General features: G+C 51.9%; 19 protein-coding genes and 1 tRNA gene. 11 read left to right on the top strand and 9 right to left on the bottom strand.

Annotated features, from left to right (window positions below; genetic code table 11):
* Positions 1-223: 223 nt before the first annotated feature.
* Genes KOO63_06420 through KOO63_06410 form a run of 3 tightly spaced genes read right to left on the bottom strand, consistent with a single transcriptional unit; the run spans position 224 to position 4,513 of the window.
* Positions 224-1,573 carry an MATE family efflux transporter gene (locus KOO63_06420; protein MBU8921438.1) on the bottom strand — a complete coding sequence of 450 codons (1,350 nt, stop codon included), beginning with the start codon at positions 1,571-1,573 and terminating at the stop codon, positions 224-226.
* Positions 1,570-3,492, bottom strand: a complete 1,923-nt coding sequence (locus KOO63_06415; GenBank protein ID MBU8921437.1) for a Na+/H+ antiporter NhaC family protein — start codon at positions 3,490-3,492, stop codon at positions 1,570-1,572. Before KOO63_06415 ends, KOO63_06420 begins: the two co-directional genes overlap by 4 nt.
* A 16-nt stretch (positions 3,493-3,508) precedes the next feature.
* Entirely contained in the window at positions 3,509-4,513 is a 1,005-nt protein-coding gene (locus KOO63_06410; GenBank protein MBU8921436.1) for a DUF362 domain-containing protein, read from the bottom strand.
* A 273-nt stretch (positions 4,514-4,786) separates the two neighbouring features.
* On the opposite strand from KOO63_06410, the gene KOO63_06405 reads away from it, so the two are divergent.
* The 5 genes from KOO63_06405 to KOO63_06385 all read left to right on the top strand — a co-directional run bounded on the left by KOO63_06405 (position 4,787) and on the right by KOO63_06385 (position 9,360).
* On the top strand, positions 4,787-5,146 hold the full coding sequence (locus KOO63_06405) for a hypothetical protein (GenBank protein ID MBU8921435.1): 360 nt from the start codon (positions 4,787-4,789) through the stop codon (positions 5,144-5,146).
* Between the two features lie 198 nt (positions 5,147-5,344).
* The gene (locus tag KOO63_06400) at positions 5,345-5,899 is read left to right on the top strand and encodes an arginine decarboxylase, pyruvoyl-dependent (protein MBU8921434.1); all 555 of its coding nucleotides are present in this window, start codon (positions 5,345-5,347) and stop codon (positions 5,897-5,899) included.
* Between the two features lie 28 nt (positions 5,900-5,927).
* Complete coding sequence (locus KOO63_06395) at positions 5,928-6,764, top strand: arginase family protein (protein ID MBU8921433.1); 837 nt, start codon at positions 5,928-5,930, stop codon at positions 6,762-6,764.
* Between the two features lie 3 nt (positions 6,765-6,767).
* Positions 6,768-7,778 carry a deoxyhypusine synthase family protein gene (locus KOO63_06390; GenBank protein MBU8921432.1) on the top strand — a complete coding sequence of 337 codons (1,011 nt, stop codon included), beginning with the start codon at positions 6,768-6,770 and terminating at the stop codon, positions 7,776-7,778.
* A 49-nt stretch (positions 7,779-7,827) separates the two neighbouring features.
* Positions 7,828-9,360, top strand: coding sequence for a YifB family Mg chelatase-like AAA ATPase (locus KOO63_06385; protein MBU8921431.1), 1,533 nt, complete (start codon positions 7,828-7,830; stop codon positions 9,358-9,360).
* 106 nt (positions 9,361-9,466) lie between these two features.
* Here the strand turns inward: KOO63_06385 and KOO63_06380 are convergent, their stop codons facing one another.
* Complete coding sequence (locus tag KOO63_06380; protein MBU8921430.1) at positions 9,467-10,618, bottom strand: acyl-CoA dehydrogenase family protein; 1,152 nt, start codon at positions 10,616-10,618, stop codon at positions 9,467-9,469.
* A 254-nt stretch (positions 10,619-10,872) separates the two neighbouring features.
* Between KOO63_06380 and KOO63_06375 the strand changes: the two genes are divergently transcribed.
* Both KOO63_06375 and KOO63_06370 read left to right on the top strand, forming a co-directional pair.
* Entirely contained in the window at positions 10,873-11,577 is a 705-nt protein-coding gene (locus tag KOO63_06375; protein MBU8921429.1) for an endonuclease III, read from the top strand.
* A gap of 26 nt (positions 11,578-11,603) precedes the next feature.
* Complete coding sequence (locus tag KOO63_06370; GenBank protein ID MBU8921428.1) at positions 11,604-12,938, top strand: IgA Peptidase M64; 1,335 nt, start codon at positions 11,604-11,606, stop codon at positions 12,936-12,938.
* A gap of 73 nt (positions 12,939-13,011) precedes the next feature.
* Here the strand turns inward: KOO63_06370 and KOO63_06365 are convergent, their stop codons facing one another.
* The 4 genes from KOO63_06365 to KOO63_06350 all read right to left on the bottom strand — a co-directional run bounded on the left by KOO63_06365 (position 13,012) and on the right by KOO63_06350 (position 16,269).
* Positions 13,012-13,518 (bottom strand): ferritin family protein, encoded by a 507-nt coding sequence (locus KOO63_06365; GenBank protein MBU8921427.1) that lies wholly within the window; start codon positions 13,516-13,518, stop codon positions 13,012-13,014.
* Positions 13,519-13,562: 44 nt separating this feature from the next.
* Positions 13,563-14,318, bottom strand: coding sequence for an SDR family oxidoreductase (locus KOO63_06360; GenBank protein ID MBU8921426.1), 756 nt, complete (start codon positions 14,316-14,318; stop codon positions 13,563-13,565).
* 12 nt (positions 14,319-14,330) lie between these two features.
* On the bottom strand, positions 14,331-15,248 hold the full coding sequence (gene trxB, locus KOO63_06355) for a thioredoxin-disulfide reductase (protein ID MBU8921425.1): 918 nt from the start codon (positions 15,246-15,248) through the stop codon (positions 14,331-14,333).
* A gap of 175 nt (positions 15,249-15,423) precedes the next feature.
* Positions 15,424-16,269, bottom strand: coding sequence for a deoxyribonuclease IV (locus KOO63_06350; GenBank protein MBU8921424.1), 846 nt, complete (start codon positions 16,267-16,269; stop codon positions 15,424-15,426).
* 82 nt (positions 16,270-16,351) lie between these two features.
* Here KOO63_06350 and KOO63_06345 point away from each other — a divergent pair, with 82 nt between their 5' ends.
* The 3 genes from KOO63_06345 (at position 16,352) to KOO63_06335 (ending at position 18,581) form a co-directional block, all read left to right on the top strand.
* A complete protein-coding gene (locus KOO63_06345) occupies positions 16,352-16,597 on the top strand; it encodes a DUF2007 domain-containing protein (protein ID MBU8921423.1) in 246 nt (81 codons plus the stop codon).
* Between the two features lie 112 nt (positions 16,598-16,709).
* Positions 16,710-16,785: transfer RNA gene (locus tag KOO63_06340), tRNA-Val, on the top strand.
* Between the two features lie 416 nt (positions 16,786-17,201).
* Entirely contained in the window at positions 17,202-18,581 is a 1,380-nt protein-coding gene (locus KOO63_06335; GenBank protein MBU8921422.1) for a T9SS type A sorting domain-containing protein, read from the top strand.
* A 90-nt stretch (positions 18,582-18,671) separates the two neighbouring features.
* Here the strand turns inward: KOO63_06335 and KOO63_06330 are convergent, their stop codons facing one another.
* A complete protein-coding gene (locus KOO63_06330) occupies positions 18,672-22,571 on the bottom strand; it encodes a hypothetical protein (GenBank protein ID MBU8921421.1) in 3,900 nt (1,299 codons plus the stop codon).
* A gap of 267 nt (positions 22,572-22,838) precedes the next feature.
* On the opposite strand from KOO63_06330, the gene KOO63_06325 reads away from it, so the two are divergent.
* Positions 22,839-23,649 (top strand): hypothetical protein (locus tag KOO63_06325; GenBank protein MBU8921420.1); only part of this gene is annotated, 811 nt, incomplete at its 3' end.

The raw sequence follows: 23,649 nt of genomic DNA, 5'->3' as shown, positions 1-23,649 counted from the left end.
AGCCTTCGGCAGGATGAATTTCATTACGACTATCCAGACGACGAGAAATATGATGATTCCCAGCGCGTCATTCATCGTCCACTCCATTTCGCCAAGCGACCTTCTAGCGGCCGCTCTTCGTATATCTATCAGATCTCCCCCGGCATCCTGCTCCCGATATGCTAATCATATATACGTATATGGATATATAATGTCAAGAATGCTGAACGCCCTGGATGTGATATCAGACGCGGACCTTTATCCAGCTGCCTTCTTTGAATTTCCAGGCCATCAGAATGGCAAAACAGGTCATGTATGCGTAAAGGCCTGTCCATGCCAGGAAGAGGCTGCCACCGAGCAATTCCACGGATACCCAGGTGAGGGGGACCATTACAAGCCAGATACAGATCATTTCCGAGATCATCACGTACATCGTAGTCCCTGTTCCCTGCAGGGTCCTTGAAAGGACGATGCCGACTCCGTCAATGAACTGGAATATCCCCAGAATGCGGAATGGCAGGACGCCCTTTTCTACCGTCAGGGGTGAATCGGTGAAAATGCTCATGATCTCTCTCGGAAAGAACATGAAAGCAGTGCCGATCAGCCCCATGATGATCGCGCCGATTCCGGCCGAGTGCCATCCGTATCGTACAGCCATCGTCTCTTTTCCTTCTCCAAGGCTCCTGCCTGCCAGGGTAGCGGAGGCAGTTCCAATCGACATTCCCATCATGAAGGCGAAGTTGAAGGCCTTGAAGATGATATTGCTGATGGCCAGTTCCGCGACGCCGATCCTGCCCGTGAGGCTGAGAAAGATGATAAAGCCCGTCATCGAAAGGGACTGCATCGCCCTGGGAAGGGATATCTTTATGATCCGGCCCATAAGGTTGCCTGATACGAGTGGTCTCCCTCGCCTGAGTCCGATCGGCCGGATGATCCGGATGTAGATGACTATAATAAATACTATCAGGCCAGCGATCATCGACAGTACGGATGCTATGGCCGCGCCCCGTACTTCCATCCGTGGGAAGATCCAGTGCCCGAAGATCAGAAACCAGTTCAGGATGATATTCAGGATGTTGACCAGAATTGATACGACCATGTGGATCCGGACTCTTCCCATCCCGAACACGAAACCGCTTAGAGTGATCATGGGTACCATGGCGAACTGACCGGTGAACCGTATCATAAGATATGGAGTGCCCACCCGGACGATCTCGGCATTGCCCGATAGAAGCGAGAATATCCATGGTGAGAGGAAGTAGCCGACCACCGATATGATCGATCCGATGGCGAGAGCCAGTATGGCGGAGTTCACGGCGATTCGAGGAAACTCCTCCTGCCTGCCTTCACCCAGGCGCCGGGAAGTGATGGCCTGTGTGCCGATGTTGAGCGAGCCGAAGACAAGTATCATGACCAGGGTGAAAAAGGATCCCAGGCCGACCGCGCCCAGAGCGACATCGCCAAGGCGACCGACCATCGCGGTATCGACTATGTTGAGCATCGTGCTGGATAACGCTCCTATAGCTATCGGGCCGGACATCTTGAGGATCTCCAGACTCATTCCGCGGTCGATTCTCTTATCGATCGGGCTCATGCAGGTCCTTCAGATCTTTTGCCGAACAGGTATACGATCAGGATAAGGGTGACTATCGAGACAAGAAGGGAAAGTGGAGCGGGCAGGCCAAAAGCGGTCAAAAGATATCCGCATATGAGTGAGACGATGCCGACTGTCAGAGCATAGGGCAGCTGAGTCCTGACATGGTCTATATGATCCGCGCCGGATGCCATCGACGACATTATAGTCGTGTCCGAGATCGGAGAGCAATGGTCGCCGAATACCGCGCCGGACAGGATGGCCGCTATCGAAGCCAGGAGTACCGGTTCCATTTCCATCGCAGTGAGTCCTGCTGCAGAGGCCGTGCCGTAGACGAGGGGGATCACTATCGGAGTCAGGATCGACATGGTGCCCCAGGAAGTGCCGGTAGAAAACGAGATCCCGATCGCAAGCAGGAAAACGAACAGGGGAAGGAACCGGGGAGAGAGTATGCCCGCCAGGTGATGAACGAGAAAACCTGCCGTATGCAGTTCGACGCACACCATGCCGATGCACCACGCCAATACAAGGATGACGAAGGCAGTGACCATCGATTTGATGCCGTTCACCCATGCATTCACAGTCTCCCGGACATCAAGCAGTCTCTGGGAAAGCGCGAGGAGGGCGGCAACCAGACAACCGGCGAATGAACTCCAGAGAAGAGCGGTGAATGAGTTCGACTCCTTCAGCATATCGAAGATGCCGAACGACTCGACTCCCGAGTCGATGAGAGATGAGTGTCCAGTCACCAGCAACCCGACCAGTGTGACGACAATGACCGTGCCGATCGGCAGGATGCCGTTGACAAGCCTTGGCGTGACTCCTTCCGCGAGTGAGATCGCGTCGGAGTCAAGAGTGGAAAGGGGGACAGCATCGTCGCTGTTTACCTTTCCCGTTGACCTTGCTCTTCTTTCAGCCTTGAGCATAAGGGAGTAGTCTCTTCCGGATACTACGATCAGCAGGACGAAAAATACGGCGAGGATCGGATACAGACTGAAGGGAAGAGATGAAACAAAAGTGGTGAGCGGGTTTCGTTCAACGCCCATCGAGACGAACGACTGGTTGATAAGGGAGATCTGAAAACCTATCCAGCTCGTAATGACGGCCAGCGCGGTTATCGGAGCCGCAGTGGAATCTACGATGTATGATAATTTTTCCCGCGAGATCCTGAGCCTGTCGGTGAGTGGTCTTGTCGAGTTGCCGACGATGAGTGTGTTTGTATAGTCATCGAAAAATATGATCATGCCCATAAGCCAGACGGTAAACTGTCCCCGTCGCGCGCTTGTTGCGAGCTTCGAGACACGCGCTACGATGCCTTGCATGCCTCCCATCCTCGAAGTGATACCTACCATTCCTCCAAGCAGAAGAGTGAAGATGAGTATCGACATGTGATCGGCCCCTTCTTCCGGTCCTGACAGAGTATTGATCACGTAGTGATCCACAATGCGCGTAATGGAGATGACAGGGTGAAATCCTGTCACGACAAGTGACCCCAGCCATACGCCCGCGAGCAGAGCGATCACTACCTGTTTGAAAGCGAGAGCGAAGACGATGGCCACAATCGGAGGAAGAAGAGCCAGCCAGCCGTGTATCACCCTGAACCGGAAGATGGGCGGAGTCTTCATTCCTGATATCTCGACGTTTTGGATGCCGGTGTCGTTGAATACCAGTTCGATCCCATCGGAAACAAGAGTGGAAAAGGGCCCTTCGAATACCACATCACCTTTAATTGATACTATAACGGTGTCTCCTGCATTCTCTGGATTTCCGGCAGCTTCTGAGTCGAGATGAAAATGGAAGGGGACACCTTTCAGCTGGAGTCGCGGTAGCTGGCCGGCCGAAGTGATAACGGAAGACGATACTAATACGAGCAGGGCCAGTGTTATCAGGATACCGATTTTAATCGTCGAGGATCTCATTGTCCGGGTTTGCCTCTCAGGGAATTTCTTTTATCTCAACTTTCATGTCTCTGTTCAAAAGTGATGCTGTCTCGCGAACGTGACCCCATGACGAGACCTTGTTGTGTTCCTGAAAAATATCTTCTTTGCCTGTTTTCTGTTTGAGCAGTTCCAGCGAAGCGATATCGGCCGTCAGCATGTCTGGCGCGCAGACGAACCCCGCGTCTTCAACCAGTACGGGTCCTGAATCGGCCACGCAGTCGCAAAGTTTTGTCATGCCTTTCATGACATTGATCGCGTAGACATTATTGAATCTATTGTGAGCGAGAACGGCTGCCTCAGAAAGAAGTCTGTCGAAGATGCCAGTCTTTGGTCTGATGGCATCAACAGGACATGAGAGAATACAATTACTGCATCCGGGACACCAGTTCACATCGAACCACGGACGCCCTTCATCAAGCCGAATATTATCGGTGGGGCAATTATCAACGCATGCGCCGCATTCAGTGCATCCGTCAGTGTATACAGGTTCTCCCCCGGCGTGGATAGCACCCTTCGTTTCTTTTGACATACATCCCATGCCTACGTTCTTGATCGAACCTCCTATTCCCGAACACATATGACCCTTGAAGTGTGTCAGGAGGAGAACGCCATCGACTTCCAGCGGGGAACTCGCGAGACCATATTCCATTTGGTTGCCGCTAACCTTTGTGCTTTTGTCGTTGATGACGACGGGAACGCCGAGGCTCTCCCTGCTGTATCCGTGGTCGGCCGCTACCTTGAGGTAATCTTCCGGATTGTTGCGTGGGCTGTTGTACACCACAGGTGTATCGAAGAAGAAAGGTTCGCATTCATTATCTTTGAGCAGGTCGATTATCTTCCCCGCGAGTTTTGCTTTGATGTAATGCTTGTTGCCTGGTTCACCCATGTGTAGTTTGATCAGCACTCTCGAACCTTGCGGATATATTTTACTGAATTCGGTCTTCAGAAACTGGCAGAGATCATTTTCATTTTTCAAAAAGACAGCTGTTGGATTATTCATGTGCTACCCATCTGTTGAGTTTGTAAACTTCAGTCACTATATCAGCAGAGAAATTTCATGTCAATGTGAGTGAATCGAACGCAAACTTTAAAAAATATTTTTAATTTTTCTTTGTATTTTTTCAATAAAGTCTTGACACTTTTTTTCTCTCATGAATAACATGTGTCATCTATAAATAAACGCTTTCACATTTTCACCATTGCGTCGACATACAGAGAGTGAAAGCAGGATGTTCGATGGCAGGCTTTCAACTTTTTCAAAGGGGTGGGCAAGATGGCTACTAAGGCTAAGGCCAAAACCAAAAAGAAAGCCAAGACTAAGGCGAAGGCCAAGAAGAAGGTAAAGGCTAAGACAAAAGTCAAAGCCAAGAAGGTCAAAGCCAAAGTCAAGAAGAAGGTAAAAGCCAAGGCCAAGAAAAAGGTCAAGGCTAAAGCCAAGAAGAAGGTAAAAGCCAAGGCCAAGAAAAAGGTCAAGGCTAAAGCCAAGAAGAAGGTAAAAGCCAAGGCCAAGAAAAAGGTCAAGGCTAAAGCCAAGAAGAAGGTAAAAGCCAAGGCCAAGAAAAAGGTCAAGGCTAAAGCCAAGAAGAAGGTCAAGGCCAAACCAAAGAAGAAGGCCAGGGCCAAAAAGAAGTAGTAATATCAGGTAATAGTAATATTCAGTAATTGAAGTAAAAGCGGGGAGCAGTTCTCCCCGCTTTCTTTATTGACATTCTTTCTTTCCGTGATGATAATACTCCCCGGTCGATATCACGGCAGGATCCGGTTTTAAGGTATTGTCGTCTGATGTTTGATCAGGATGGGGAAAGAGACGATCAGCGGTGAGGAGCCTTGATTGAAAAAAAATGTTCCATCAAAAATCTTTCTTACCAGGGGAACTGGTAAGCACAGGGAGAAACTTACGAGTTTTGAGTTTGCCCTTAGAGATGCCGGCATAGCGCATCTCAATCTCGTGCAGGTATCGAGCATATTTCCCCCCAGGTGCAAGTTGGTCAAGCGAGCAATCGGGATACAACTCCTGGAACCGGGTGAAGTCGTTTTCTGTGTGCTCAGCAAGAATAGTTCGAACGAACCGAACCGACTCATCGGAAGCGCGGTAGGAGTGTCACTGCCCAGAGACGACAGCAAGTATGGATACATCTCCGAACATCATACTTTTGGGAAAACCAGGAAACCACTCGGTGATTACACTGAGGATCTGGCCGCGTCGATGCTGGCCACAACGCTGGGTATCGAGATAGACCTCGACAAGGCATGGGACGAGCGAAAGCAGGAGTTCATGATAGGTGGGGATATAGTAAAGACAACCAATATCGCTCAGACATCGAGAGGTGAGGACGGGAAATGGACGACGGTGATAGCAGCGGCTGTATTCTGCGATTACAGATGAAGTCCGGGACGTTGAAGGTGTCACCCTTATGATCAGGACAAGTCATGAATTTCTGGGGGATGAAGTAGCCTGTAGTGGGCCGCCCCGGGCCTGTGTAGTTCCCGTTCCGATCGAACTATCAACTTCCTATATAAAGGGGACCGGAAAAGCTCCTGCTGCGCTATTGAATGCATCCAGGCAGATCGAATCGTATAATCCGTCTGTCGATATCGACCTCAAGGGGGCTGGTATCGTTACTCTTGATGGTGGTCTCGAAACGAAAAATGAACTGATTGATTTTATTTCTTCGAACAGGGAGACTCTTGCATCGGTTTTTACCTGTTTTCTGGGCGGTGAACATTCGATAACGCCCTGGATCCTGGAAGCGATGGATTATGGAGAGATCGGCATAGTGTGGCTGGATGCTCATGCCGACTTGCGACGCGAGTATCTCGGAGACACAGAGAGCCACGCATGTGCTGCAAGGAATTCACTTTCGTTCGGAAACATCGTTGAGATCGGTGTTAGAAGTTATTCGATCGATGAAAAAAGATTTATAGATGAAAGCGACGATGTCGAGGTGTTCAACCGCTGGGGCATCGACGCGAAGCATGCTGTGGAAAAGCTTCCAGCCAGGGTGTATCTTTCGCTCGACTTTGACGGAATCGACCCTTCTGTTATCAGGGCGGTCGGGACTCCTGAGCCTGGTGGTTTGAACTGGGACGACCTGATTGATATCCTTTCCTGGCTTTTTTCCATGAAGACTGTCGTTGGAATGGACGCTGTTGAACTATGCCCCGTCCCAAACGATGATGCGTCGGACTTTATCGCCGCCAGAGCTGTCTACGAAGCGATATCACGTGCTCTTGCTGTGGAGGTAAAATAGTATATGAAGAAAAAATTCCTGTCCAATCCTACCAGGCCGATCGAGATTGCTCCCGGCATCACGTGCAGTGAACTGCTCGAGCGGCTCGAAGGGTGCAGCTTCCAGGGGAGGCAGTTGGCTAATGCCGCCAGGATTTGGGCTGAGGCCCTGGATGAGGATATCAGTGTATGGCTGGGACTGGCCGGTGCGATGGTGCCTGCCGGAATGAGAAAGCTTGTAGTGCAGCTGATGGAGTCGGGGCTGATCGATATCGTCGTGTCGACAGGAGCTAATCTCTACCATGATTATTTTGAGACCGCCGGACATTTTCATCACATAGGGTCTGCTCACGCCGATGACATCGAGCTTCGTGAAGCAAAAGTAGACAGGATATACGACACGTACGCCGATGAGGACAAGTTCTTCGATCTGGATATCAAGATGGGAGAATGGGCGAAGAATGTGCTGGAGGACAGGCCGTATACTACGAGAGAATTCCTCAGGCTCCTCGGTGAAGAGGCCGCGAGGGATTCGAAAGGTGAGGACGGAATCCTGTCGGCCGCGGCCAGGCTGAAGGTGCCGGTATATTGTCCTGCTATCGGCGATTCATCTATCGGTATAGGACTTGTCAGGAACGAACCGGGCGTGATCTTCGATATGATCGGTGATGTACGGGAGACCGCCGACCTGGCAGCGGTGAAACCGTCGATGGTCATATATGTCGGAGGAGGCACGCCGAAGAATTTCATCCAGCAGACGGAGGTCACCAATCTCGTGTATGGCCGGGAGATGGACGGACATAAATATGCCGTTCAATTTGTGGTCGATGCTCCGAACTGGGGAGGTCTCAGCGGTTGTACATTCGAGGAGGCGGTTTCGTGGGGAAAGATCGCGGTGGACGCGAAGATGGTGACGGTACTTTCCGACGCGACTATAGCTCTTCCGATAGTCTCGGCAGCTGTCCTTACAAGAAGAGAAGGGAAGAAGAGGCCCGGGAAGAAACTTCACGAACTTGTGGATTTTCTCGGGGATTGATACGTAACTGAGCTTGAAGCGATCGTGTGGGGGAAGATGGGAGGTAGTGATGATCGCGACGATAAAGTCCGGTGCTGTTGCCGGTATCAATGGATATGGTGTGGATGTGGAGATAGACCTTGCACGGGGTCTACCCTCGTTCACGATAGTAGGACTTCCGAACGCGGCAGTCCGCGAGAGCCGGGAGAGGGTGTCGGCCGCTCTCAGGAACTGCGGATTCAAGGTTCCCCAGAAAAAGATCACAGTAAATCTGGCGCCAGCGGATATGCGCAAGGAAGGTGCGGCATTCGACTTGCCCGTGGCCGTGGGAATCCTGATCGCAAGCGGGCAGATAGAGTCTGTCACACCGAAAAAGATTCTTTTCCTCGGAGAACTCACCCTGGACGGGCAACTCAATCCGGTTAGAGGTGTGTTGCCGATAGCCTGCCATGCAAGGGATGTCGGGCATGATTGCCTCGTTGTCCCAGAGGGGAACGGTCCGGAAGCTTCATTTTTAAGAAGGATCGAGATCGCGCCATGCCGGGGGCTGGGGGACGTGATCAAACTGCTTGAAGGAGACAGGGCGAGGGATGTGTCGGAGATCGAAAGAGAGGAAAGGCCGTCTCCTGATGACGGGCTTGATTTTGCCCAGGTCCTGGGTCATTTTCAGGCAAAGAGGGGGCTCCAGATAGCTGCGGCAGGAGGGCATCATGTGCTTATGACAGGGCCTCCAGGTTCTGGAAAGACGATGATCGCAAGAAGGTTCCCGACGATCCTCCCTCCGCTGGATGAAGAAGAGGCGCTCGAGTGCGCAAAGATTTCGAGTGTCACCGGCAGACTGGAGGAGGACGGAGTCGTTTTCAGTCGGCCGTTCCGTTCGCCCCATCATTCAGCAAGTGACGCCGGTCTGATAGGTGGAGGTAGAGGGGCAGCTCCAGGTGAGATCACTTTCGCGCATAATGGTGTTTTGTTTCTCGACGAGCTGACAGAGTTTCGGAGAAATGTCCTTGAGACTCTGAGACAACCCCTCGAAGAGGGAAGGATAGTTATATCCCGAGCGAATATCAGCCTGAAGTATCCTGCGAGATTCCAGCTTCTCGCGGCCATGAACCCATGTCCCTGCGGGTACGACGGCAGCCGGGACAGGGACTGCATCTGTACTCCGCTTCAGGTGAAGAGATATCTCTCCCGCCTGTCGGGGCCTCTGATGGACAGGATCGCGATCTTTCTGCCGGTGATGGGTGTGAGGGCGGCAGTATTCGCGACCGGAGATGGGGGCGACGGGCAGGATTCAGGAACGATCCGCAGAAGTGTGATCGGGGCCCTGTCTATCCAAAAGCAGAGGTACGCGGGGGAGCCTTATGTCAGAAGAAACGCGGATCTGACCCTCCCCCAGGCTTTGAAGCTGTGTCCTGTCGAAGGAGACGCGGCAGACCTTCTGGACCAGGCTCAGCAATCTCTTTCTCTCAGCGCAAGGACAAGGAAAAATATCATCCTTGTGGCGAGGACCATCGCTGATCTCGCGGAGACTGAAGAGATCTCGCGAGAGCATGTGAAGGAAGCGGTCCAATACAGAGTGCCGAGGCTCATTGCGGGTGAGTGAACCTCAGTCTCCGCTCCGGCAGGAGCAAGAAAAATCCCGCTGGCCATCGGTGGTCAGCGGGATTGAAACACGAAGCTGACAATACGAAAACGTCAGTCTATCCGATTTACAGGTCCCTTGCGTGAAGGACGTCGCGGGCGATGATCATTTTTTGTATCTCGCTCGTACCCTCAAAGATCCGATTGATCCTTGAATCCCTGTACATCCTTTCGATGGGGAACTCGCAGGTGAATCCGTAGCCGCCGAATATCTGCAGGGCATCGTCGACGATCCGGTCGAGGGCTTCGGAGCAATAGAGCTTTACTATGGACGATTCTCTTGTCACATTCTGGCCCTGATCGTACATCCAGGCAGTCCTGTACAGGATCGACTCCATGTTGAATATCTCCATGGACATGTTGGCGAGCATCCACTGAATACCCTGATGCTGTGAGAGCTTTTTGCCGAACTGGACCCTTTCCTTCGCATAGGCCGTGCTGAGTTTGAGGCTCTCTTGCGCGGCTCCAAGAGCAGCGGCACCCAGGCCCAGTCTTCCCGTATTGAGGACCTTCATCCCTACGAGCAGTCCGCGTCCCTCGCGTCCAAGGAGGTTCTCCTTGGGGACTTTCATGTCCTCGAATATAAGTTCGGAGGTCTCCGAGCCGCGTATGCCCATCTTTTCTTCTATCTTTCCGACCTTGAACCCTTCGAAGTCCTTCTCGACGATAAGGACAGACATCTTGCCATCGTTCGGGCCACCTACATTCTTTACGAAGGTTGTGAAAATGTCCGCAAAACTACCGTTAGTGATAAAGATCTTTCCCCCATTGACGAGGTAGTGGTCTCCCTTGTCCTCGGCTGTAGTCTTGGGGTTGTAAGCGTCAGAACCAGCGCTGGTCTCGGTAAGCGCATAGGCACCGATCTTTTTTCCCTCGGCGAGAGGGACGAGGTATTTCTGCTTCTGTTCTTCGGTGCCAAACATGTAGATGCCGGATGAGCCGATACTCTGGTGCGCTCCTATGAATGTCGCGGTAGAAGCGCAGGCACGGCCTATCTCAACCTGCATGATGCAGTAGCCTGTCTCTCCCATGCCGGCTCCGCCGTATTCGGGGGGGAAGGCAATCCCTAGAAATCCCAGTTCAGCCATTTTGGCTATGAACTCTTTCGGGATCTTCTTTTCCTCGTCTATTTTTGCGGCTATCGGCCTGAGTTCGTTGTCGACGAATTTCTTAACCATATCCTTGAGCATCTGCTGTTCTTCGGTGAAGGTCCATTCCATTTCTTTCCTCCTACTCAGGCCCCTGCCCGATCTGCTGATAATCGATGTCCGCTTGACGTCACTATATTAACATGTGCCGGATATTCATACCTGAAATGTCACCCGGACCGTCATATGCCGGTCTGGATCATGCAGCACGTGACGAGAAAGAATAAAAAAGGCTGGTGATAATTGTCAAGGAAAATGAGTTGAAAATGAAGCGTCAGACGTGATAGCTTGTGTCTCTGCAACACATGGAGAAGAAAGAGAATCTCATGAGCGACTTGAAGATCAAAGAAGAATGGTTCCCTTTTGGAGAGAAAGAGGCTACATCTGTCCTTAAGAAGATCGTTCCCCCCGTTAAAAAAGCTATGGAGGGGGAGGATGATCCTTCAGTCACAATAATCGCCCGAAATACACGCTCACCATTCCGGGTGCTGGTCTCCACGGTGATCAGCGCAAGGACGAAGGACGAGGTGACTGGTCTGGCCAGCGCCAGACTGTTCGATCTGGCTGGTACTCCCGGTGAGATGGCGAGTCTGGGGCCTGCCCGAATAGAAAAGGCGATCTATCCCGCGGGATTCTACAAGGTAAAGGCCAGATCGATCACGGGTCTCTGCAAAATGCTGGAGGATGAATTCGGTGGGGAAGTGCCCGATACGATCGATGAGCTGGTGTGTCTTCCCGGTGTGGGAAGAAAGACAGCGAACCTGGTACTTACCCTTGGATTCGGGATACCGGGTATCTGTGTCGATACACATGTACACAAAGTGACCAACCGGCTGGGCGTCATCAGAACGAAAAATCCGACCGAGACAGAGTTTGCGTTAAGGAAAGTGTTGCCCCGGAAGCACTGGATCGAGATCAACGACCTGCTGGTGATGTACGGCAAGGCGATCTGTACTCCGACGTCTCCACATTGTTCCAAATGTCCCATTGAGGGTCTCTGCCGTAAGACAGGCGTGACCCGTTCAAGATGATAGTCAATTTAGAGAAGGGATCTTCTATGTTATTACGTCGTTTCTTTTTGTCGGCAGCAATATTCCTAACCGTATTTACGGTCTTTGCGGGAACTATTGCTTTTCTGCCGATGATGGTTGAGGCACAGGATCAACCCGATTTTGATTTCTGGTTTACGAAGGGTGCGATGCGAGTCGATCTCTATCATACCGGGGTGGCTGATGCCGAGGTATACGCTGTTGACGAGATCATCAGAGAACCATACTGGGCCGGAAATCCCAGAAAACTGATCGATGATATGAACCTTGGCGGGCATTATTTAAGGGTCTATGACCTGGAGACGAACCGGCTTATCTATTCGATGGGCTATTGTTCCCTGTTCGGCGAGTGGATCACGACCGACGAAGCGCTGGCTGGAGATGCCGCGACATATCACGAATCACTGATCTTTCCTTTTCCGAAAAGGACAGTCCAGGTAAGGGTCGAGCGCAGGGACAGGATTAATATTTTCAGGACAGTGTATGATTTTATCGTGGATCCCGATGATTATCATATCACAACCGAGAACCGGCACGCCGGGTTCAAAGTAAAGAAGATCATGGAGAACGGGCCTCCGTCCAGCAAGGTCGACCTGGTGATCATCGGAGACGGTTATAAAAAGAGTGAACTGCACAAACTCGAAGACGATGTCGACAGGTTCGTCAAGATTCTTTTCAGCGTGGAACCTTTCGCCAGCAGGAAGAATGATTTTAACGTAAGGCTGGTAAAATCGATATCGGGCGAGTCGGGGGTGGATAATCCCAGGGAGGGAGTCTACAGGAACAATATTGCCGGGCTGTCGTTCAACAGTCTCGAACTCGACCGCTACATGCTGTCGCTTTCGAACAAGGCGGTCAGGGATATAGCGGCCAAGGTTCCTTATGACTGTATGATGATCCTGGCAAATGAGGAAAAATATGGAGGCGGAGGTATCTTTCGCCTGTATGCCACCTGTATCTCGGACAACGAGTTCGACGGATACATCTTTGTGCATGAATTGGGACACCACTTTGCCGGTCTTGCTGATGAATATTTTTTATCGCAGGTGGCGTACAACGACATGTATCCCCGGGGAGTAGAACCCTGGGAACCGAATATCACGGCGTTACTCGATCCGGAATCCCTGAAATGGGGACACCTTATCGCGCCGGGTACTCCGGTTCCCACGCCTGACGACTCGACCTACTTCGATCATGTCGGTTGTTTCGAGGGCGCTGGTTATTCGGCCGAGGGACTGTACAGGTCGGCGCATGACTGCATCATGAAGTCAAAGAATCTAGATGGATTCTGTCCAGCCTGCACCGCTTCAATCGAGCGGATGATCGATTTTTATTCGAGATAACAGAAGGCAAAATAAAAAGGCCCCGATAAGGGGCCTTTGAAATCGATTATTCAGATATGTATTCCTGGCAGGCTCAGGGGCCCATGAACATGAGACCCTCGCTGTCGAGGAACCTGGAGGCATCCTCCGTGTCGAGCATCTCCATCTGTCCAAATTCCGCCTGAAGAATGGCATAATGGCTCTGCTCCATGCTGGCCATATACATGAGGATCGATTTTGCGTTCGAGTTGGATGTCTTGTCGGCCAGATCTGTATAGAATTTCATGGCGAGCTGTTCTGCTTTCATCGCTACCTGGAAGAGTTCCTTCAGCGAGGATTCCCTGCCCAGCACTTCATCGATCATCGGCACGATCGAATTCGGGGGAAGGGCCAGCTCCACTTCGGGAAATTTCTTGTTGTATACTTCTTTCAGGATACTCTCGTGTTTCTCCTCCTGCGAGATGAGGAAATCCATCTTTTCCCTGAGATCGTCGGTGCCGACCATCTTTTTCATCTTTGAGTAGAGCTTTACAGCGTCGATCTCGGATTTTATTCCGATGCTCAGTACTTCGAGAGTGGTGAGGTCTCTTTTTTCTTCCATTTCAATTCCTTTCAGCCAAAATCTATTGGACCAGTTTCAATTATCTACAGAGTCAACCCTCCGTCGGCAATTATTGTCTGCCCCTGAATCCAGGAGGCATCCTCCGAAAGCAGGAATCCGACTACCGTGGCTATCTCTTCAGGCCTGGCAATCCTCTTCTGCGGAGTCTTTTTCTGCCATTCCTCAATAATCTGGTCCTTGTCCGGGAAATAGTCAAGCGCCGATGTTTCGACCGGCCCGCCAGAGACCGCGTTGACGTTGATGCTCCTGGGTGCCAGCTCCTTCGCGAAATATCTCACAAGGGTCTCCAGTGCCGCTTTACTGGCGCCCACGGCCGCGTACCCCGGGAGACAGTGGCTGCTGCCGATCGATGATATAGCCACGATCTTTCCCCCAGTTTCGGGGAATATCTTTACGGCCTGCTGGACCAGAAGCATGAACGAACGGCTGTTGGTGTTGATCGCCCTGTCCCAGCCGAACCTTCCGATTCTATCGGCCGGTCCGATGACACCCGACACGGCGTTTGAGACGAGCATGTCCAGGCTGCCAAAGCCTTCCTTCACAGACGCGAAAAGGGTCTTTATCTCCTTCGGTTCCGAAACGTCGGCTTTGATGACCAGGCATTTGCGCCCGAGTTTCTCTATCTCGGCCGCGGTCTCAGCCGCAGCCTCCTCGTTTTTCACAAAATTGATAGCTATATCGGCTCCTCTGGCCGCTGCCATGAGTGAGATAGCTCTTCCGATTCCTCTCGATCCGCCAGTGATCAATGCCTTTTTGCCTTCGAAACCATTCATGTCCATTGTCAGTCTCCCTTATTCTTCATCTATGAAGCGCAGCGCGTCGATCGCTGCCATGCAGCCCAGGCCTGCGGCAGAGATCGCCTGCTTGTACCGTGGATCACCGACATCGCCGGCCATGAATATGCCGGGTACTGAAGTCCTCGTATTGTTTGTAACCACGATATAACCTTTTTTGTCGAGATCGATCTTTCCATCGAATACCTTTGTCGCTGGTGTATGGCCTATCGCTATGAAGAGTCCCTCAACCGGAAGTTCGGAGAGTTCACCTGTCTTTACATTCTTCAGGCGCAACCCGGTGACCCTGTCTTCCTCGACACCCAGTATCTCATCGATCACAGAATCCCATACTATTGTTACCTTTTTGTTCTCTTTCGCCTTTTTCTGCATCGCGGCAGTTCCTCTCAACGCGTCGCGTCTATGGATCAGGCTGACCTTGCTGGCGAACTTTGTAAGGAAGGTCGCTTCCTCCAGGGCTGAATCCCCTCCTCCGACAACGGCGATCTCCCTGCCGGTAAAGAAGAAGCCGTCACAGGTGGCACATGCCGATACACCTTTGCCGCGGAGCTTCGTCTCCGATTCCATTCCAAGCCATCTGGCGGAAGAACCAGTGGCAATGATTACACTCTTCGCCTCGACTGTATTCTTGCCGGCGGTGAGTTTGAAGGGAGGACCCGATGCATCGATATCTGAAAGGTCTCCCGGGAGATACTCTGCGCCGAACTTTGTTGCCTGCTCGCGCATCCTGCCCATCAGCTCCGGCCCTTCGATACCTTCGGGAAATCCAGGGAAATTCTCCACTTCCGATGTGATCATGAGCTGCCCTCCGGGAGTAAGTCCCTCGATGACAACCGTTTTCATGTCGGATCTGGTCGCGTATATGGCGGCGGTAAGCCCCGCGGGGCCCGAACCGATTATGGCTACGTCGTACATTCTTCCTCCTGATTGTTATGCGTATTGTTTGCTTTCGGGCCGGTACCGCAGGACGGAACCTTCCGAAAGGGAACTATTATTTCAGAAAAGACATTATAATGTGAGTCAAGTGCAATATCAAGATACTTCCGGGTCGTCACCTTTTTGGATAGCCCTCGGCTGGTCACGATCTTTTCTATTTCCTGAGTGATCGAAGCAGCGCCAGCGTCTCTATATCTTCAATAAGCTCGGGCCCCTTCGGCGTCTCGAGGACCATCGGGATATCAATGAACCGTGAGTCGTTGACGAGGAATCCGAACGGCTTTGAGCCGATTTCTCCCTCGCCGATATTGGCATGCCTGTCTTTTTTGCTACCGAGGGGAGTCCTGGAGTCATTCAGGTGGAATGCCTTCAGATGGCCCAGTCCGATTATGGAATCGAATGACTTGAATACAGTTTCATAATTCCGTTTTGTAGACATGTCGTATCCCGCCGCGAATATGTGGCAGGTGTCCAGGCAGACCCCTATCCTGTCCGGAAAACGTGAATGTTCGATCATGGCTGCCAGCTCTTCGAATCTGCTGCCGAGGATGTTTCCCGAGCCGGAGGTCGTTTCGAGAAGTATAGATGTTTTGTGTTCGGCAGTCATCTCGAAGACGCGGTCGAGGCTCTCCGCGACCGTTCTGATTCCCACCTCTGTCCCTGCTCCTCTATGGCTGCCCGGATGAAGGACCAACCAGGGGATCGAGAGGGTCTCACAACGTTCTATTTCTATGGCCAGGGCTTTTCGGGATTTTTCAAGCAATTCAACATCGGGCGAGGCGATATTGATCAGGTAGGATGAATGTCCCATTATAAATCCGGGTCTGTACTCGCGGGACTTTTCATGGAAAAGGTGTATCTCTTCTGACGGCAAGTCCCTTGCTTTCCACTGATTGGAACTCTTCACGAAGAGTTGCACCGCATTGCATCCGATGTTCCTGCCTCTTTCAAGGGCCAGGTGGATGCCGCCGGCTATCGACATGTGGGCTCCGAGGTTCATCGCGGAACAGTCCTTTCTATGCTTGTAATTCCGCCTGGATAAGGATTAATATCACGCGTAGTTCAAATCTGCGAGGGTAATAATGACTGAGGAAAGAAAGAACAGGGACGAACTGGTCGAATTGATGGCCGTGCAGGGCGAGATGGAGGCGAAGATACTCTACGGTATCCTCGAGTCAGAGGGGATAAGGGTCCTGGTAAAATCGGCGATGGCATCAGGAGTGCTTCCCTTTACTGCAGACGGAATGGGCAGAGTGAGGCTGATGGTGAGAGAGGAAGATCTGACTCTGGCCAGAGTCATCATCAATGAGCATCTCGAAAAAGAATGAACGTAGGTGACCGTTCGAAACTCTTGCGTGCAACTATAATAATCTATATAGTAGATGAGCCTGGCGATTCGGGTTGCCTCCGAAGGTACCGCCATGAAGCCGGGTATCAGGTGGGAGCTTAACTCAGTGGTTAGAGTGCTATCTTCACACGGTAGAAGTCACAGGTTCAAATCCTGTAGCTCCCACCAGATTTATTTTCTGCAATCACTTTATCGTAATCTCTGGCGACACCGACCTTTCCCTGCAATGTAAACAAATTGTGGACGACTAGTTTCGTGAGTGTTTGTGGAATTTCCAGAAGACAGTTCCGGAATAGTTGAGCAAGTCAACAATATACCATATGATATATAGATAATAATAATTATTCAGGAATATAGATGAATATTATCCAATATTCCCGTTGACGACAGGCCGGAACTGTGGTAGCATCTACTTCGTAAAACCCTAAGGGATCTGGACACCTACAAAAGAATCTCACCAGGATCGCATCTCTGGCTTTTGCATCAGCTGCATCTTTGCTGCATCTTTGCGCCAGCAGAATTTTATGTTGCTAAATTCATTGGGGGAGCGGTCTGTATAAGAACGTGTCAAAGGAGGCCTTTTAATGAGAAACAGATCCATTGTGTTTACCGCGTGCGCCCTGCTGCTTTTTGTTGCTCTGGTACCGGTAGCGGCCCACGCAGGAACCGGCTCTGTTACCTGTGCTTACGAGTTCCACCAGTCATACGGTCTTCCGGATCTGGTGAATGATCTTCACCTGAGTATAAGGATCGACAGTGACTCGGAACTCCTCTCGGTCAACTGGGTCGGAGCCGACCCACCCGCGAGTGCCATTGGGTATACCATGCACGGTGACGGCCAGGGATTTGATGTAGACATGGACTGGGCAACGACTCTGCCATATTGTACCATGGTCAAAGTCAGGATCAATATAACGCTGAAGGGGACAGTATGCACCAATCAGCAGGAGCTTGAAGAGGCATATTGGACTTATAATGGTGGCTATGTTGGACCAGCTAAATTCCCGCCACACAAATGGAGATTCTTGCGACGTTACTTCACGCCGGGCGGCGAGTTGGACGTCTATCCGTTCGAACTCATCAACAATGATCTTGTCAACGATCTTTACGTCAGGGGCCTCGAGTTCGGCCTTCTTCATTTTGACCTGGAAGATAATATGTTCACATGGGATGGCTGGGACGCAGGCCTTTACACAGGTGGCGATTTCGCCATATTACCAAGCGGTAATTTTGGATTACTCCTTACGACCGAGAGATGGGTATATCCTCCTCACGTGTACGGTCATTGGGAGTTCTGGAGCGGGATTGAGCCTGCGGATTCACTTCTTGGCGAAGCCTGGATAATGCACTACGATCATGAGCCGAGTACGGCCACTCAGATGGGAACTTTCGAGGTATTGTACAACGGCAATGGTTCCCGGACCATAAACTGGACCACAGAATCCGAAGGCAGTATGGCCGGCTTCAACGTCTATCGCACGATCAGTGTCGACAGCGAAAGACTGATGGTAAACAGCGCCCTTATCCCTGCCAGGGGATCTGATGTCAATGGCGCGGATTACTCAGTCGTCGATGCTGGCCTCGAGCAGAGACTCGATTGCTTCTACTGGATCGAAGGCATAAGTGTGGACGGAGAAAATTCGATGCACGGACCGTTCCTTGCGTCCGGCAAAGAGGAGTCCCCTGTGGCTTTCACTCTGTCCCAGAACTATCCGAACCCGTTCAATCCGAACACGACGATCGAGTACAATCTTGTAAGGGATTGTCATGTGAAACTCGATATCTACAACATCGCCGGACAGAGGATCGTCACTCTGAAGGACCAGGGCGAGAAAGCGGGCCCAGGAGTCGCTTCCTGGAATGGTAAGGACTTCAACGGCTCGGATGTTGTCAGCGGCGTCTACTTCTACAAGTTGACTGTCGGTGGCGAGACCCAGTATAAAAAGATGATCCTTATGCGGTAGTAGTTGTCTTTTTTGAGTAATCCCGGGGTTTATAGGACCCGGTTGCCAGGCGATCTGAAAACCTGGCAACCGGGTTTTTATTTGATTCTCTCACCGTACGATCACGATCTTCCCCTTTGCCTCATCGCGCCCACGTTCCCCCTCGGCAGTCAATCGATAAAAATAGACGCCGCTCGAGAGTGGATTCCCTTGTCGACCATTCCCGTCCCAGTCGAATTCGTTTTCGTTCATGCCGCCCGGCGAGCACCAGATTGTTTGCACCAGCGCTCCGGTCACCGCATAGATCCTGAGGGTTACTTCCCGCGCTGGCTGTGAGAGGGAATATCTGAATCGAGCGCCTTCACGGCATGGGTTGGGATAATTCATGACATCCCGAAGGCTCAGCTTCGATTCTACGATGAAAGTGACAGAGTTCTCTCCGGTATTCAACGTGCAGCCACAGTCGGCTACACGGACATGGAAGGTATAGGTGTCATCAGCCAGGGGGGAAGCCGGATAGTACCGCAGGGTGACGAGGGGAGATCCCAAACCGCTGTGCTCGATCTCGTAATCGACCTCCACGTCGTTCACTGTGACCTGAAGCTCTCCGATGTCTACACCGCTCTCTAAATCCCTGATTTCGGCCTCGATCACTGGGTTCTGCGAAGTAAAGTCGTAATTACTGAATCCGGTTCCGACCTGTTTCCCATCGACATACAGCAACACGGTCGGGGGGATGGTATCTCCCGGTGTGCAGGGCGGACGTACCGTGAGCGTATTGAAATCGGTATTGTTCCACTCGCATGATTCAGTAATCAGGTTCGCGGGATCGATGCGAACGTAGACAGGGTAAGAGCCGATATCCGGCACAGAATCCCACACTGCGCTAGCCATTGCGTGCTCACCCGCAGGCAGCGCTGTGAGTGATGTCTCTCCAAGGATCGTCGAGCCCAGGCTGTCCGGATGGCCCCGGGTAAAGCGGACCAGGGCGCCTTCGGCGTCAACGCGGCCAGCATTGAATATGGTGACGCTCAGTGTATCCGGATTACCTGCTCCGGGGAAACGGGGGGAAAAGTCGATCTCTCCGACCAGTAGATCCGGCCTGGGGTCGAATCCCATCTCCAACGCTGGATCGCCAAGCAGTATGAGCATAGCCGCTTGATCCCAGTACACGCCCGGTATCGCAAGGTATTGCATCTTCGCCTGGCAGGCAGCCGAGCCGAGAATATAGTTTTCATCAACCAGAAGGCTGTTATAGAGATACTCAGCAAGCATCAGGGCATGCGGCGCGAACGACAGGCCGCTATACGACCAGCACGCGATGGCCCCGCGCAGAGGGGCACGACTGAATTCCTCTGCCATAGAATATGGAATAGTCGCCATTGGATAATCGAACCAGCCGTTCTTGCAGGTATTTGTCACGACCAGGGGGTATCGTGTCGCGTTGTTCATCGAAGCGATATTCTGCGTTACGAACATCCTTTCGTACGACCAGCGATTGTTCGATCCATGTCCGACATAGGTCAGGAAACTGCATCCCTCGTCGACGGCATCTATGATCATCTGGCGGCACGCGCTGGCGTACCGGGTGTAATATATTTTGACGGTATCAAATCCAGCGGGAGCAAAACAGCTTTTGGCTATGTAGTCGCATATATACGGGAAGTCGCCTGCGTCGTCGGGGTCGTCGGCCACCAGAACGGCGGTCTTTCTCCATGGCTCGTTGTCCGTCTCAGTCTCGTATGCAATAACTTTATCGATGTAACCTGCGACATCACTTTCGCTGCGCGCGGTGATTCGCCCGACCAGCATATCCGGAAATAGATCATCTCCAGCAACGCAGCCGAACCAGTCATCGCTCGACGTCACATGCTCATCGGTCTGAGCGATAAACAGGTGGGTCGGGACATAGTTATTATTTCCACTTGAAACAAATCCCCGGTAGTCGCAACTCGCGTCCCCTACGAGAAGGAGATAGACGGGGGCGGGTTGTTGCCAGGAATGATAGGCGTGAGACACAAAATCTTTTATTGCACCGGGATCGAAGTTTCCGAAGTTGAATTCATCATACACATCATCGATCGTTGCCAGGCACACATTCAGTCCTTCGCTACGGCGGTATGTCACGAGTTCCTGGACGGAGTCGATGAAAAGCGGGTGGGTGATTACGATATAGTCAGCCTGGTTCGCGTTGGATCGGAGGTTCGATGGTTTGTCTTTGACGATGCTGACAGGCTTCTTCAGGCCGATTGAGGCCACCGCAAGATACTCGCCGTCGTCGAGCGTATCCTCGAATGCCAGGGTCCAGACGCCGCTCTCATCGCGGGCAACATGATCCACCATCCTCGCCACATGCCTTGGATTCGTGATGCGATAGAGTGCTATATCGTTGTCTGGAAAACCGGTCACCTCGAACTGGTTGGCGCCGGCACCGGAATCGTTAAAGCGCAATTCGCCATCGCGGGCCATATGGGAGCGGCGATATACAACATCCACCCAGTTGAACAGGGTCTGGTCGAACGGATTCTGAGAGGGACAGTCGACAACGAGCTGGTTGTCCTCGTGGCTGATATACCGCGAGGGAACTGGAAAACTCGTCACATATTCCACGATGCCGTTCCAGGTGCAAACAGCTCCGAGGTAGCGGTTGAACGAGATATTAACCAGGTGGGACACGTCCGTAAACCCATGCATACACACTGTTATCTCGGCATCGTGCGTACCCGGGGCTATATCCGGGATGTTGAGTGGATACTCGCTTGTGCCCGGCGCGACCAGTCTTTCCCAGAACCAGTGATCCTTTTCCTCTCCGTCTGGCAGCGCCGCCCGGTAGTCTTTGTTCTCTTCGAAGTGCAAGGTGTCGGTAAATGCTCCGGGTACCGGAAACGAGTCACCCGGGCTGCAGGAGACGCTCTCCATCCGCAGGCCAGGACGAGAGTCCCACGAGAGCCAGTAGGTGTTGATCCGCGAGAAGATGCTCGTGTTGCCCTGCCCGAAAAAACGGATCGCATCCTCCGGGTCGAATCGTCCATCTTGCTCGCCGGCAACGAATATGGCCAGCTCGATTCCACCAGTGAACATCTTGATCGTCGTTGGATCGATGCTGTTCGGGTCCGCCCCGGCATCGATGAGATCCTGGCAGGTGATCTCGTAGATGCCATCCTGGTCGATCGATATTTTGCAGGGATCATTCTCGAGGTACTCGAGATCGCCCTCGCCGCCCATCCCGAATTTCCCCGGACTACTCGATATTGTGACACCAGGGCAATAATTGAGGATCACATTCCGATAGATGGCTTCGAAGGGTGTATCTTCTGCTGTGTGATCTCTGTTGTATTCTCCCCAACCGGGAAAAGAGCCGCCGATCAGTTCGACCTTCACCCGCATCTTGCGGTAGATGTGTATCTCGCCCCTGCGCGGATTGAACTGGACAGGCCTGATCCTCAGCTGCACCACCCTGACATCACGAAGGTACCCGTACGAACCGATCTCTATGGGGCTCTCAGGATAGAATCGATCTGAAGAGTAAAACGACTCGTTGAGGCGGAACTCCTGTGCGATGTAAGGTTCATCCCCCTTTAAGACAGGGTGAGGCGCTGGGGCAACAGAGACCCCCGACAGGGTTTCGATCTCACTTTCAAGTACTGAGATCCGTACCGAAGCACCCTCTGGAACAGCGAGGTAGTATCCTTTGACAGGCAATAGTGGTTCTCCCGGGCGACCAGCATTGACGTATCCGGGAATGTGCAAAGCGTGAAACAAACGCCTGTTCCTGTATGATTCGCGAATCGAATAATCCGGCACAGCGATACGGAACACGATCTCCGCCCGGTCGTCATCCGAGGGTATCTCCATAAGTACGTCACTTGTGGGAGCGAGCAGTCGCTCGGACGCGGTCAACATCGGCAGTTGGGCCCGCGCACCATTCCTCTCAAGCGGTACCATGAGCAGGCATATAAATAACGTGGCCAAAAGATAAGAGGTTATGACAGGTAGGTCTCGCATTTTCATCGTGGATCCATTCAAGTAACGACTCTGGACGATGGATCATTCAGGACCCCCCCCACCACACTACAGAAACGGAAAGAATTATTCCATTCAGCTTATTCAGGAATTTACATTTACCATGATCCCATGTTATAATAGACCAACATCTTGATAATTTCAAGAATGTTTTGGGGACATTAACTCTTATCAAGACAATCATTGGGACTTAAAAAAGTTTTTCAATCAACTGTGGGTGTGTTCCCAATGTGACACGCAGCCAGGTGATGTGAGATGCGCGGATTATTTTCCGATGTGAGCCAGATATCAACGCTCCGATCGGTCGGTGTGTTTGCAGGTGTTTTCCTGTCACTGGTTGCCGGTATAACACCGGGGCATTGTGGTGCGTTGAATAATTCCTCCGATATCGTCTATGATTTTCATCAGGGTCTTCTTGAGTGGAGCGGGGAGTGGGACACCGATGCGGGCCAGGATAGTTACTCGGATTATTACCGGGTGGACAGGCTACGCGGTGGGTATGTAATACGCGACCACAGTTCTTTCTGTACGGGAACCGCGCACGACTACTTTCTCGAGCAGGTAGATCAGATCATCAGACCCTACAGTGAATGCGGATTCTGGGACGATGAGCATGGAAACTGGGTCCGCAAGCTTCTCTGGTCGGAGACATCGGGTTGGTGTGGAATGGTCCCGCACGACTGGAAGTATTCTCTTGAGCTCGAAGAGGGCGCACTCATGGCTGCGATGATTTCCGGCGTCCAATCTATGAATATTCACTGCGCGGGCGAGCTGGAATACGTTCATGCTTACTTGAATCCAGATGGTTCCATCGACGATCTCATCCTCGAGGACAATCCATGCGAATATGGCCTCGCTCTTTCCTCGCTGGCACTGGGAGCCAGGTTATTTGCGGGGCAAATGATCGTCGGTTATGACGCGATAGGCGAGCAGGCGTACGAAGACATGATACTGGTGCACCGCCACATCGGAAAGAATCTGGTCGTGTATGACAAGCCGAGTTTCAACACCGGCTATATCCTTAAAGGTCTCGTGAACGCATATCTCACTTATCGTGAACACTCCG

The organism is Candidatus Latescibacterota bacterium (assembly GCA_019038625.1).
Classification (GTDB): Bacteria; Krumholzibacteriota; Krumholzibacteriia; order Krumholzibacteriales; family Krumholzibacteriaceae; genus JAGLYV01.
This window is presented reverse-complemented; position numbering and strand designations above follow the sequence as displayed.